General features: G+C 67.5%; 14 protein-coding genes. 7 read left to right on the forward strand and 7 right to left on the reverse strand.

Features of this window, described 5'->3' with window-relative positions; all coding sequences use genetic code 11:
• The first annotated feature begins 154 nt into the window (after positions 1-154).
• Positions 155-1,858, forward strand: coding sequence for a flagellinolysin (locus AC04MI_RS11500; RefSeq protein WP_476497834.1), 1,704 nt, complete (start codon positions 155-157; stop codon positions 1,856-1,858).
• A gap of 57 nt (positions 1,859-1,915) precedes the next feature.
• Here the strand turns inward: AC04MI_RS11500 and AC04MI_RS11505 are convergent, their stop codons facing one another.
• Positions 1,916-2,350: a thermonuclease family protein gene (locus AC04MI_RS11505; RefSeq protein WP_395453625.1), complete on the reverse strand. Its 435-nt coding sequence runs from the start codon at positions 2,348-2,350 to the stop codon at positions 1,916-1,918.
• A gap of 489 nt (positions 2,351-2,839) precedes the next feature.
• Between AC04MI_RS11505 and AC04MI_RS11510 the strand changes: the two genes are divergently transcribed.
• On the forward strand, positions 2,840-3,334 hold the full coding sequence (locus tag AC04MI_RS11510; RefSeq protein ID WP_056747050.1) for a DUF2242 domain-containing protein: 495 nt from the start codon (positions 2,840-2,842) through the stop codon (positions 3,332-3,334).
• 61 nt (positions 3,335-3,395) lie between these two features.
• Here the strand turns inward: AC04MI_RS11510 and AC04MI_RS11515 are convergent, their stop codons facing one another.
• The gene (locus tag AC04MI_RS11515) at positions 3,396-3,941 is read right to left on the reverse strand and encodes an RBBP9/YdeN family alpha/beta hydrolase (protein WP_436079166.1); all 546 of its coding nucleotides are present in this window, start codon (positions 3,939-3,941) and stop codon (positions 3,396-3,398) included.
• 139 nt (positions 3,942-4,080) lie between these two features.
• On the opposite strand from AC04MI_RS11515, the gene AC04MI_RS11520 reads away from it, so the two are divergent.
• Positions 4,081-4,518: an Lrp/AsnC family transcriptional regulator gene (locus AC04MI_RS11520; protein ID WP_476497835.1), complete on the forward strand. Its 438-nt coding sequence runs from the start codon at positions 4,081-4,083 to the stop codon at positions 4,516-4,518.
• A 47-nt stretch (positions 4,519-4,565) separates the two neighbouring features.
• Here the strand turns inward: AC04MI_RS11520 and AC04MI_RS11525 are convergent, their stop codons facing one another.
• Positions 4,566-5,135: a dihydrofolate reductase family protein gene (locus AC04MI_RS11525; protein ID WP_476497836.1), complete on the reverse strand. Its 570-nt coding sequence runs from the start codon at positions 5,133-5,135 to the stop codon at positions 4,566-4,568.
• Positions 5,136-5,261: 126 nt separating this feature from the next.
• Positions 5,262-5,900 (reverse strand): TetR/AcrR family transcriptional regulator, encoded by a 639-nt coding sequence (locus tag AC04MI_RS11530; protein WP_436079164.1) that lies wholly within the window; start codon positions 5,898-5,900, stop codon positions 5,262-5,264.
• A 157-nt stretch (positions 5,901-6,057) separates the two neighbouring features.
• Between AC04MI_RS11530 and AC04MI_RS11535 the strand changes: the two genes are divergently transcribed.
• Positions 6,058-6,984 (forward strand): saccharopine dehydrogenase NADP-binding domain-containing protein, encoded by a 927-nt coding sequence (locus AC04MI_RS11535; protein WP_476497837.1) that lies wholly within the window; start codon positions 6,058-6,060, stop codon positions 6,982-6,984.
• 13 nt (positions 6,985-6,997) lie between these two features.
• Here the strand turns inward: AC04MI_RS11535 and AC04MI_RS11540 are convergent, their stop codons facing one another.
• The gene (locus AC04MI_RS11540; protein ID WP_056064749.1) at positions 6,998-7,888 is read right to left on the reverse strand and encodes a LysR family transcriptional regulator; all 891 of its coding nucleotides are present in this window, start codon (positions 7,886-7,888) and stop codon (positions 6,998-7,000) included.
• Between the two features lie 132 nt (positions 7,889-8,020).
• Between AC04MI_RS11540 and gstA the strand changes: the two genes are divergently transcribed.
• Together gstA and AC04MI_RS11550 are read left to right on the forward strand one after the other, a co-directional pair.
• Positions 8,021-8,629 (forward strand): glutathione transferase GstA, encoded by a 609-nt coding sequence (gstA, locus tag AC04MI_RS11545; RefSeq protein WP_436079162.1) that lies wholly within the window; start codon positions 8,021-8,023, stop codon positions 8,627-8,629.
• Positions 8,629-9,339, forward strand: coding sequence for a glutathione S-transferase family protein (locus tag AC04MI_RS11550; protein WP_476497838.1), 711 nt, complete (start codon positions 8,629-8,631; stop codon positions 9,337-9,339). Before gstA ends, AC04MI_RS11550 begins: the two co-directional genes overlap by 1 nt.
• Positions 9,340-9,358: 19 nt before the next feature.
• On the opposite strand, the gene AC04MI_RS11555 is transcribed toward AC04MI_RS11550, so the two are convergent.
• Positions 9,359-9,895 (reverse strand): pseudouridine synthase, encoded by a 537-nt coding sequence (locus AC04MI_RS11555; RefSeq protein ID WP_099730742.1) that lies wholly within the window; start codon positions 9,893-9,895, stop codon positions 9,359-9,361.
• Positions 9,896-9,983: 88 nt separating this feature from the next.
• Positions 9,984-10,925 carry a peptidoglycan DD-metalloendopeptidase family protein gene (locus AC04MI_RS11560; protein ID WP_436079161.1) on the reverse strand — a complete coding sequence of 314 codons (942 nt, stop codon included), beginning with the start codon at positions 10,923-10,925 and terminating at the stop codon, positions 9,984-9,986.
• 174 nt (positions 10,926-11,099) lie between these two features.
• Between AC04MI_RS11560 and AC04MI_RS11565 the strand changes: the two genes are divergently transcribed.
• Positions 11,100-11,885 (forward strand): phospholipase D-like domain-containing protein (locus AC04MI_RS11565; RefSeq protein ID WP_476497839.1); only part of this gene is annotated, 786 nt, incomplete at its 3' end.

Here is an 11,885-nt window from a genome sequence, read left to right on the forward strand (position 1 = left end):
CGGGGTAAAGCCCGGCGCCCAGGCGAGGCGCCCGGGCCTCAGGTTCTCTGCCGACCTGCCGAAAAGACGACAGAGGCCCTGAAAAGCAGGCCCGCTCCGCCCGTGGCGCTTGTGCGCTGCGCCCATTCACCCCCTGGAGACCAATGGTCGAGCCATGGCGTTGACGATCAACACCAATGTGATGTCGCTGAATGCGCAGCGCCGGCTCGGCAATGCACTGGGCGACCTGGCGACGACCGTGCAGCGCCTGTCTTCGGGCCTGCGCATCAACACTGCCAAGGACGACGCGGCGGGCCTGGCCATCTCGGAGCGGTTTACCTCCCAGGTCCGGGGCATGAACCAGGCGGTGCGCAACGCCAACGACGGCTTGTCGCTGATGCAGACGGCCGAGGGCGCCCTGCAGGGCGTGGCCGCCAGCCTGCAGCGCATCCGCGAACTGGCCGTGCAGGCGGCCAATGACACCAACAGTGCCTCCGACCGGGAGGCCATTCAGGCAGAGGTCTCGCGCCTTGCGCAGGAGATTGACCGCACCGGCCGCACCACCCAGTTCAATGGCATGAACGTGTTCGACACCTCCAGCGCGAGCGTGGTGGGCGATGAAAACCTGCTGGGCGTGTACGACGGCTTGACCAGCGCGGGCAGTTGGCTGGAAAGCAGCGAACAGCTCATCCGCACTTACTACGGCCTCAAGGCCGATGGTGCCAAGCTCGACATCCGCTACACCGGCTACACCGACGGCGCCGGCGGGGTGGCTGCCTATGTGCAAAACACGGGCTATGACGCCAACGGCCGGGGACTGAGTCTGGTGTTGCAGGTGGACATGGCTGACTTTGTGCCCCCCAACCTGCCCAACGGCGGCACCGCGCCGTACTACAACGACCGCATCATCGGCCACGAGATGGTGCACGCCGTGATGGCCCGCAGCACCAACTGGCAGAACCTGCAGGCCGGCAACCTGTGGTTCATCGAAGGCACGGCGGAGTTCATCCAGGGGGCGGATGAGCGGGTCAAGAACGACATCGCTGCGGTGACCACGGCAGGCGTGGTGGCCGCCATCAATGGCCCCACCAACACCAGCGAGTTCTACTCGTCCAGCTATTCGGCGGTGCGCTACATGCATGACCGCATCAAGGCGGCGGGGGGCACAGGGGTCAAGGACGTGCTGACCTACATGAACGCCAACCCGGGCGCCACCCTCGACACCGCCATCGCCAATGCCTCGCACGGCGTGTTTACCAACGCGGCCGATGTCAAAAGCCAGTTCGCCACCAACGGCGCCGCGTTCATCGGCACCTTTGACCTGAACAACGACGACACGGGGGCGATCGGTGGGCTGGATGTGGACGGCGGCGCCGCGCRCAATGCCAAAGCCGCCATTCCCAACATGGGCAGCCGCTCCGGCCAGGATGTGCTGGAGGGGTTCACCGAGTCGTACGAAACGATTGCCAAGAACGCCGGGGCCGTGAGCACCAAGGTGTTCCAGGTCGGCGCCAACGCCAACCAGACGCTGGAGACACGGGTGGGCGTGATCAGCCTGGGTGCGCTGGGCCTGCGCAACACGCTGGACGTCACGGTGTCGCCCGCACAGGCCATCGTGGCGGTGGACCGCGCGCTGGACTATGTGAGCAGCCAGCGCGCCGTGCTGGGCGCCCAGGCCTCGCGCCTGGAGGCCACCATCGGCAATCTGCAGGTCAGCAGCGAAAACCTGTCGGCCAGCCGCGCGCGCGTGGTGGACACAGACTTCGCAGTGGAAACCGCTTCGCTGGCGCGCCAGCAGATCCTGCAGCAGGCTGGAAACGCCATGGTGGTGCAGGCCAACCAAATGCCCCAGGGCGTGCTGGCCTTGCTGCGCAACTGATCGCCTGCCGCTCGGGATCGTCAGCGATGCGGTGGTGCGCGCCGTTTCCCTGGCGAATCAACGGCGCTGCCGGTGCCGGTAGTCCCAGGGCGCCAAAGGCCGCTTCTGGGACCACAGGCCCGCATGCTGTGCCTGTGCAGAGCGCTGCAAGGGCGCCAGGTGCGGGTAGGGGCTGGCGTAAGGCGTGTACACCCAGGCCATGCCTGCGCGCACCTGTGCCGTGGCGACATCGGTGCCACCACAACGCACCTGCGCCACCATGCGGCCGTAGCTGTCCTCATCCACGGGTTGTAGCGTGGCCCGTTGTCGAAAGCACAGCTGTGCCAGGTGCTGCCGCGACTTCTGCCCAAACGCTTGCCGCGACTCGGGCGCATCGATGGCGGCGATGCGCACCTTCACCTGCTGGTAGGCACCAGGTGGCCCGCAGCGGGCAGTGAGGGTGTCGCCGTCGCTGATGGCAACGACCAGGCAAAACAGGGAAGCGAGGGGCACAGGGAGCTTGGGTGTGTGTTTGCAGGCACTGGCGCCAGTGCTTCTTGCAAAAATGGAGCGATTTGGCTGGATGCGCTACATCAGTATGCCTTTGTAGCTATTAATAGTATAGCGTTTTGCTGCGTGATGACGGTGACACAACAAGGGCTGGTATGGGGGCATGCGCATGCCGCCGCCCTGCGTAGCACCTGGCGGGCCACCGGTCTGCTTTGCTTCAAGGTGTGACCACGCCGTGGTGTGCATGGCATGAAGAATCTGGGGAACCGGGAGCGGTTACTGCCGTCAGACACCCCAGGCGCTGTGACAATGGGGTGCATTGTCCAATGCGCTCGCGTCGCGTTTGTTTCGCGCTTGTTATCGTCGGCGATAGCCGCCCACCCCCAAGGAGTCCCGGTTTTGCGTTTCCCCTGGTCCACAGAATCCCATGCCCCCCAACAAGCGCCCCTGCGCGCCGCTGCAGTGGCTCTGGCCTGTGGCGCGACTTTGGTCATGGCGGGCTGTGCCGGCACAGGGGCCAAGACGTTTGGCGTGCAGGAGAACTTTGGCTCGGTCGCCACGTACTCGCGCCTGTTCGATGCCACGCCGGCCCAGACGTGTGAAGCCTCGCGCCGCGCACTGCTCAGCCAGGGCTACGTCATCTCGTCCAGCGCGGCCGACCTGGTGGAAGGCAAGAAGAGCTTCCAGCCCGAGCCCGAGTCGCACCTGCAGATGGTGGTGCGCGTGGTGTGTGTGCCCGAAGCCAACGACGGCAAGGTCAGTCTGGGCTTTGTGACGGCCACCCAGGACACCTACGCATTGCGCAAGACCAACAACTCGGCCAGCGTGGGTGTGGGCGCCATCGGCTCGGTGTCGCTGCCGTTCTCATCCAGCAGCGAGTCCCTGGTCAAGGTGGGCAGCGAGACCATTGCCAAGGACACCTTCTACGACAGCTTTTTTGATCTGGTCAAACGCTACCTGGTCATTGACCAGGCGCTGGCGGACTGAGCGGCCGGGGGCGTGCCCGGCTTTTCGCTCGTCTCTCGGCCCACTTCCCGCTGGTGCCTCATCAGGCGGCGCGCCAGCGTTGTACCCAGGCCCATCCTTCGGGCCAGTCGCCCAGGCCGCTGTCGGCATTGATATGCCCCTTGGCCCCCAGGTCCACCTGCTGGGCACCCCAGGCGGCTGCGCAATGGGCCGAGAAGGATGCAGTGGAATACGGATCGTCGCTGCTGCTCACCAGCATGGTCTGCCGCGCAGGCTGACCGGGGGCGGTCAGCGCCGCAGGCACGGGCGTGAAGCCTTTGGCATCCGGTGGAAAGTCGGGCCCGTCGGGGTCTGGCACGGCCACCAGGATCAGGGCATGCACAGCGGTCAACGCGCTGGCAGCCCACCGCGCCACTGCTAGGCAACCCAGGCTGTGGGCCACCACGATGGGGGGCTGGCCTGCTGCGGTGATGGCCGCTTCAATGGCCTGCACCCAGGCGTCGCATTGCGGGTGTGCCCAATCGGCCTGCTCCACCCGCACCACGCCCGTGTGCTGGGTTTGCCACAATGATTGCCAGTGGCGGGGGCCAGAGTTGTAGATGCCGGGAACAAGCAAAACAGGTCTCATCGTCAAAATTCCTTCGGGTCAAAAAAGCAGTGGTGTCACTGCCTGCCAACGATAGGTGCCGCGCCTGTGGATGGGCAGGGGGCATCATCGGAAAGTGGCCCTCCAAACCTTGAAGTCATCGCAAAGGGAGCATTGCACCGTGGAGCTGGACAAAAAAGACCGACAGATCYTCATGGCCCTGCAGGCCGACGCTCGCCAGAGCCTGTCTGCCTTGGGCAAGCAGATCGGTCTGTCGCAGCCTGCCATGAGCGAGCGCGTCAAGAAACTCGAAGACGCCGGTGTGATCGTGGGCTACCAGGCCCGCATCGACCTGGCTGCCGCTGGCCTGGGCTTGCAGGCCGTGGTGCGGGTGCGCACCACGCACGAACACATTCAGCGCTACGTGCAGCTGTTTCAGACCATGCCCGAGGTGCTGGACGCCGTGCGCGTGACGGGAGAGGACTGCTTTGTGGTGCGCTGCGCATTTGGACAGCCGGCAGATCTGGAGCGTGTGGTGGATGCCCTGGCAGCGTTTGGCAGCGTGTCTACCGCCTTGGTGCTGTCGCACCCCGTGAGCAAGCTGGTGCCGCTGGCATGACGCGGCGGGTCAGCAGAACCCGCGGCTGACCCGCGCGGGCTAGTCTGCTAACGGGTGACCAGGTACCGTAGCTCCGCAAAAATGCCGCCCAGCGTGGTCACTGACTTGAGCTGCAGGGTGGGTTGCATGATCTGGCGCGGCAACAGCGGCGTGCCTGCGCCCAGCGTGACGGGGGCTATTTGCACGATCAGCTCGTCCAGCAGGCCCGCATCGTAAAACTGCCCCACCAGGTCACCCCCACCCACGACCCACACATTGCGCCCCGCTGCAGCCTGCACCATGGCCTGGTGCACGGGCAGCACATCGCCACGCACAAAGCGCACATCCGCGCCTTCAATGCCGCGCAGCGTGCGTGCACTGAACACCCAGGTCGGCGGCGTGTAAGGCCAGGGCTGGCCCGCATCGATGGCATGTTTCAGCATCCATTCGTAGGTGTGCGATCCCATTGCCAGCGCACCCACGTCGCGGATGAACGCGGGGTAGCTGGAGCCCTCGATCTCGCCAAATTGCAGCAGCCAGTCGAGGTCATGGTCGGGCGTGGCGAGGAAGCCATCGAGGCTGRCTGCGCCATAGAACTGGGTCTTGCCGGGGCGGGGGTGGTTGCCTTGTGGAGGCATGGTGGGGCTCCTCTCTGAGGGTGGGTAGGTGCGCGGGCCCGGTGCAGGTGCAGCGGGCACGGTGGGGCACAGTCACTGTAGAGAGGGGCTGCTGACAACGGCTTGGCAGCAGATGTCAGGCCGGGGTTAGCCCGGGCTAAGGGCCCCGGCCTGCAGGGCCTGCACGGCAGCTAGCAGCACGCCGGTGGCTTCTTCGGCGCTGAGCAGTCCGGCGCTCACGAATGCGCCGTTCACCACCACCGCAAGCTGGGCGGCCAGCTGCTCGGGGCGGGGTGCCTTCAACCGCACCGCGATGTCGTGCAGGCGGCCCCGCAGCGCCTGCATGTGCCGCTGGGCCGCGTGCCGTGCGGGATGGTCCTGCTCGGCAAATTCAGCGGCCACGTTGATCTGGGGGCAGCCCCGGTAGTTGGAGCGGGCCAGGCGCTCGCCAATCCAGCGCATGTGGGCCTCCAGCTCCCCAGCGGGGTCATCGGCGAACTGGGCCGCCACGCTGTCCCATTGGTCCCAGAACTCGACGTCTTCCCGCTCCAGGAAGGCCACGATGAGGTCGTCCTTGGTGGGGAAGTAGCGGTACAGGCTGGTCTTGGCCACGGCGGCTTCCAGCACGACCAGGTCCACGCCCACGGCGCGCACCCCGCGTTCGTAGAACAGCCGGGACGCGGTGTCGAGGATGCGGCTGCGGACATCGGCGGCGGGCTCGGCCACAGCGGCCGGGCCGCTGGTGGGGGAGAGGTCCCTGGTGGAACGTGAATTTGTGGTGCGCATGCTTGACATGATACAGACCTGTCTGTAATCTTCAAAAAACAGACAGGTCTGTATCGTTAAATYTCAGCCACCCACCCAACGCAAAGGATGACCATGAACCCGCAACAACACCGCCCCATCGCCGTTTACGGCGCCACCGGCCACACCGGCCAATTTGTTGTGCAGGAAGCACAGCGCCGCCCGGCTGGACGAGGTGTTTGCCCCTGGCGTGACCCGGCGCATCGCCGATCTGGCCGACCCCACCAGCCTTGAACAGGCGTTTGCCGGCTGCGCCGTGGTCATCAACTGCGCGGGCCCCTTTCTCGACACGGCTGCCCCGGTGGCGCAGGCCGCGCTGCGGGCAGGCTGCCACTACATCGATGTGACGGCCGAGCAGGCGAGTGCGCAGGCCAGCCTGGCCGATATCGATGCTCCGGCCCGCGCTGCGGGCAAGGTGGTGATTCCGGCGGCCGCCTTCTAKGGCGGTCTGGCCGACCTGCTGGCCAGCGCGCTGGCCAGGGCCGGCACCATCGACGAGATCACTGTGGCGATCGGGCTGGACCGCTGGTGGCCCACCGCCGGCACGCGCAAGACAGGCGAGCGCAACACCGTGCCGCGCCAGGTGGTGGCCCACGGGCGCCTGGTGCCGCTGGTGCCGTCTGAGCACGTGCCGGACTGGGCGTTTGCCGCGCCCCTGGGCAGCCAGGCCATGGTGGAGATCCCGTTCAGCGAGGTCATCACCATCGCCCACCACCTGCCGGTGGGCCACATCCGCTCGCTGCTCAACCGCTCGGCGCTGCAGGACATCCGCGACACCGGCACCCCGCCGCCCACGGCCACGGACGACAGCGGACGCTCTGCGCAGCGCTTCGAGCTCATGGTGCAGCTGGTGCAAGGCGGCCAGACCCGCATCGCTGGCGTGCGCGGGCAGGACATCTATGCCGTGACGGCGCCCATCGTGGTCGAGGTGGCCCAGCGCCTGCTGGCGCCTGCCTACGCCCACAGGGGCGCATTGGCCGTGGCGCAGGCGGTAGACCCGGTGGACATGCTGCGCGCGTTGCACGGCACGGCGCTGGAGGTGTTCGGCGACGCCTTGACGGGCTGATGTCCAGGGGCGCTCAGGGCAGCTGCACGGTCTCCGCCAGATGCCCGTACACCGCTGCAATGCGCCGCAGGTGCCGCGACTCCGGGTGGGTCAGCAGCCACAGCTCGGTTTCGCCATCGGCCAGCGCGCCCGTGAGCGGGCGCAGGTCGCTGCGGCCCTGGGCCAGAAAGAGGGGCAACACCCCCACGCCCATGCCCAGGGCCACCAGTTCCATCACCGTGAGCAGGCTGTTGACGCGGTAGGTGGGCTGCGCCCTGGGGTATTGCTTCTTGCGCCAGCGCACCGAGGGGTGGTCGGGCAGGGCGTCGTCGGGCGCAATCCAGGCGGCGCGGCCCGCCTCCACATCCGACAGGGCCAGGGTGCTGGCGGTGCCTGCGTAGAGGGCCGAGCGGATCATGCCCAGCTGCCGCCCCACCAGGTGCTGTGGCGGGCGCTTGGTCGCGCGCACGGCGATGTCGGTGTCGCGCCGCGTCAGGCTCACCAGCTCGTTGCCGGCGTGCAGCTCGTACACCAGGGCCGGGTGCCGGGGCTGCAGCATCTGCAGGGCCGGGGCGATGAGGCCGTGCAGGATGGTGTCGGTGGTGGAGATGCGCACCGTGCCCGACACCTGTTCGGGCTGCGCCTGTGCGGCAGAGCGCGCGGCCTCCAGAGCGGCTTCCACCCGCTCGGCCTGTTCGGCCAATGCCTGGGCCAGTTCCGAGGGGCGGTAGCCAGCGCGCGACCGGTCGAACAGCGACTGGCCCAGCCCCCGTTCGATGCGCTGGATGGCGCGGAACACCGTGGACGCATCCACACCCAGCCGCTCACCGGCGGCCGCCAGGGTGCCGGTGCGCACCATGGCCAGCAGCACTTCCAGCTCGGCCGCGCCCAGTTGGTATTGCGCTGATGCAACGGTTGATTTCATGGGTGCTTATTTTGTTTGCGTTATTGCAAGCATAGATTCTGCCTGTCGCCGGGCCTTGCCGTGTACCGATGGGTTTCTGTGGCTGCCAAGGGGCGACATATTCCAACCGTTTTTACAGAAAGCCCCGTTCCCATGAAGCTCTACTACGCCCCCGGTGCCTGCTCGCTCGCCGTCCACATTGCCCTGCGCGAGGTCGGCGTTGCGTTCGATCTGGTCAAGGTGGACCTGGTGCGCCACACCACCGAGACCGGCGCCAACTACCTCAACATCTCCCCGCGCGGCTATGTGCCCCTGCTGGAGCTGGCCGACCAGTCGCGCCACACCGAAGCAGCGGCGCTGCTGCAGTACGTGGCCGACCTGGACCCGGCGCGCGCACTCATCGGCCAGCCCGGCTCCAGCGAGCGGCTGTCCGTGCTGGAATGGCTCACCTTCGTCAGCACCGAACTGCACAAGGGCTTCAGCCCCTGGCTATGGCACAAGGAGACGGCCGACTCCACGCGCCAGGCCGTCAAGGCCAAGCTGGCCGTGCGTTTTGCCGAGATGGATACCATGCTGTCGCGCAGCGATTTTCTGGCAGGTGGCTACAGCGTGGCCGATGCGTATGGCTTCACCATCGTCAACTGGTCCCACCTGCTGGGCATCCCGCTCACTGCTTACCCGCACCTGCAGGCCTGGATGGCACGCGTGGCGGCCCGCCCGCAGGTGCAGGCTGCGCTGCGGGCTGAGGGGTTGTTGTCGTGATGGCCCAGACCACAGCGCCCGCTGCGCTCACTCTGGTCTCGCACGCGCTGTGCCCCTATGTGCAGCGCGTGGCCATCGTGCTGCACGAAAAGGGCCTGGCGTTCGAGCGCCGCACCATCGACCTGGCCCGCAAGCCCGACTGGTTCCTGGCCCTCTCGCCGCTGGGCAAGACCCCGGTCCTGCAGGTGCGCGGCCAGAGCCTGTTCGAKTCGGYCGTGATCTGCGAATACCTGGACGAGGTGGCCATGCCCGTGCTGCACCCGCCAGATCCGCTGCAGCGCGCACGCCACCGGGCTTGGATGGAGTTTGGCTCTGCGGTGCTGAACACCATCGGCGCCTTCTACGCCGCAGCGGATGAGGCCACGCTGCAGGCCCGCGCGCAGGACCTGCGCAGCCGCTTCGTGCAGATCGAAGAGGCCCTGGGCCAGCGCAGCGTGCCGGGGCCGTACTTTGCCGGGCCGGACTTTGGCATGGTGGATGTGGTGTTCGGCCCGGTGTTCCGGTACTTCGACGTCATCGACACCTTACCGGGCGTGGATGGCCTGGGGCTCTGGCACGGCTTGCCGCTGGTGCAGCAGTGGCGGGCTGCGCTGGCGGCACGCCCTTCGGTGCAGCAGGCCGTGGGTGCGGACTATGCCGAGGGCTTGCGGGCCTTTTTGCGCGCGCGTGGGTCAGCCCTGTCGCGGCGCATGCAGGCGGTGGCCGCGTAGACCCCGCACGCCTGCCAGCTCAATCCGCCCAGGTGCCCGGCGCCAGCCCGTCCAGCGTGTACGGCCCGATGGCCGCGCGGATCAGCCGCAGCGTGGGGTGGCCCACGGCGGCCGTCATGCGGCGCACCTGGCGGTTGCGGCCTTCGCGGATGATGAGCTCGATCCAGGTGGTGGGGATGGCCTTGCGCTCGCGGATGGGCGGGGTGCGGTCCCACACCGCAGGGGCGGGCTCCAGCAGCCGCGCGCGGGCGGGCAGGGTGGGGCCGTCGTTCAGCACCACGCCACTGCGCAGCGCGGCCAGCGCGGCCTCATTGGGGATGCCCTCCACCTGCACCCAGTAGGTCTTCTCCATCTTGAAGCGCGGGTCGGCAATGCGGGCCTGTTGCTTGCCGTCGTTGGTCAGCAGCAGCAGCCCTTCGCTGTCGGCGTCCAGCCGCCCGGCCACGTACACGCCGGGCAGGTCGATGTAGTCCTTCAGGCCCTGCCACTTGCCCTCGGGCGTGAACTGGCTCAGCACGCCGTAGGGTTTGTTGAAACGGATCAGGCGCGAGGTCATGGGGCTGGTTTCAAGCAAAAAGGGCCGGATGCGCTAGTGCAATATGCACTGGGTGCTATCAATTGCATAGTAATGAAGCCCTGCGCCATCACGCCGGCACGAACAGCGCCGGGTCCACCATGGTGCGGTTCAGCATCACGCCCCAGTGCAGGTGCGGGCCGGTCACGCGGCCGGTGGCGCCCACCTTGCAGAACGCGTCGCCCGCCTGCAGTACATCGCCCACGCGCACCTCCATGCTGCTCAGGTGGCAGTACATGGTGAGCAGGCCCTGGCCGTGGTCCAGCCACACCGTGCCGCCGTTGAAGAAGTAGTCGCCCACGTCAATCACCCGGCCCGGCAGCGGCGCCACGATGGGCGTGCCGGTGGCGGCGGCAATGTCCATGCCGCTGTGCGGATTGCGCGGCTGGCCGTTGAACACGCGGCGCAGCCCGAACGAGCTGGACCGCCGCCCCGGCACGGGCACGCGCATGCGCAGCGATGCCAGCGCCACTCCGGCGGGCTGCTCGGTGAAGGTGGCCATCACCTGGGCCTGGTGGTCGCGCTCGCGCTCGTAGCGGGCCTGGTCCTCGGGCGAGAGGTCCACCGTGCGGGGCGACACCTTCAGGTGCTGCTCCTTGTACTGCTTGGGGGCCACGCTGTAGTGCACCAGGCGCGGGCTGCCGCCGCCCTCGGGCAGCACGCTGATGAATGCATCGCCCGGCGCCGCCGCCAGTGGAATGCCCACGATGGCCGTCCACTCGATGGCATCGCCCACCACCCGCAGCGGCACATCCACCTCGCCCTGGCGCACCTGCGCCACCGGCCGCGTGGCCGCCGGGCCCAGCGACAGCCGTGCCACGCCCCCGGGCACCTGTAGCGCCTGGGGCCACACCGTGGGCGCGGGTGGCACAGGCTTGGCATGCAAAGGGGCCACCAGGGCAGGCTGCACGAGCAGGCCCGCCGTGCCGATCAAGGCGCTGCGGCGGGTGATGGAGAGGGCGGGGCGGGCGGAAGCGGGGCGGGCAGATTCAGACACGGCAGAGGAAGGCATGAACAAAAACAAAGTGGCTGCGCGAGGGACTGGTACGGGTGCAAAGCGCCCCGCTGTCGCGGCCGACAAGGGCGATTGTGCCCCCGGTGTTGGCGGCGTCCGCCTACATCGCGCCTGCATGTCGGCACCTACCATCGCGCCATGCCACCCGCCGCCCCTCGCCGCCGTTCCACCATGCTCACTGTCTTGCTCACGGCCCTGGCCACGGGGGCCCTTGTCTTGTTGGCGCTCAACTTCACGGCGGGCGAGAAAAAGGTGCAGCAACAGCTGCCGCGCCTGTACAACACCGCCCACCCGCAGTTCGAGCGCGCCCTGGGCAGCCTGCTGGGCCCGGGCATTGTGGGCGGCAATGCGGTGACGGAGCTGCTCAACGGCGACCAGATCTTTCCGCCCATGCTGGCCGCGATCAAGGCCGCTCAGAAAAGCGTCACCTTCGAAACCTACATCTACTGGTCGGGCGACATCGGCAAGCAGTTTGCCGACGCCCTGAGCGAGCGCGCCCGCGCCGGTGTGCCCGTGCATGTGCTGCTCGACTGGGTGGGCAGTGCCAAGATGGAAGAAAGCTATCTGGCCGAGATGAAGGCGGCCGGGGTGTTGATTGAAAAGTTCCACAAACCGCACTGGTACAACCTGGCCCGCCTGAACAACCGCACCCACCGCAAGCTGCTGGTGGTGGACGGGCAGGTGGGCTTTACCGGCGGCGTGGGCATTGCCCCGGCATGGACGGGCCACGCGCAGGACCCCGACCACTGGCGCGACTCGCACTACCTGGTGCGTGGCCCCGTGGTGGCGCAGATGCAGGCCACGTTTCTGGACAACTGGCTCAAGGTCACCGGCAAGGTGCTGCATGGCGAGGCGTACTTTCCGGCCATCGCACCAGCGGGTGCGCAAAAGGCGCAGATGTTCTCCAGCTCGCCATCGAGCGGCAGCGAGAGCATGCAGCTCATGTACCACCTGGCC

Source organism: Acidovorax sp. LjRoot204, assembly GCF_056175785.1.

What these genes read in the sequence shown, in the direction of transcription:
- AC04MI_RS11530 (WP_436079164.1), bottom strand. Translation starts at nt 5,900, where the DNA reads ATGCGCACCACAAATTCACGTTCCACCAGGGACCTCTCCCCCACCAGC.
- AC04MI_RS11540 (WP_056064749.1), bottom strand. Translation starts at nt 7,888, where the DNA reads ATGAAATCAACCGTTGCATCAGCGCAATACCAACTGGGCGCGGCCGAG.
- AC04MI_RS11510 (WP_056747050.1), top strand. Translation starts at nt 2,840, where the DNA reads ATGGCGGGCTGTGCCGGCACAGGGGCCAAGACGTTTGGCGTGCAGGAG.
- AC04MI_RS11515 (WP_436079166.1), bottom strand. Translation starts at nt 3,941, where the DNA reads ATGAGACCTGTTTTGCTTGTTCCCGGCATCTACAACTCTGGCCCCCGC.
- AC04MI_RS11555 (WP_099730742.1), bottom strand. Translation starts at nt 9,895, where the DNA reads ATGACCTCGCGCCTGATCCGTTTCAACAAACCCTACGGCGTGCTGAGC.
- AC04MI_RS11560 (WP_436079161.1), bottom strand. Translation starts at nt 10,925, where the DNA reads ATGCCTTCCTCTGCCGTGTCTGAATCTGCCCGCCCCGCTTCCGCCCGC.
- gstA (WP_436079162.1), top strand. Translation starts at nt 8,021, where the DNA reads ATGAAGCTCTACTACGCCCCCGGTGCCTGCTCGCTCGCCGTCCACATT.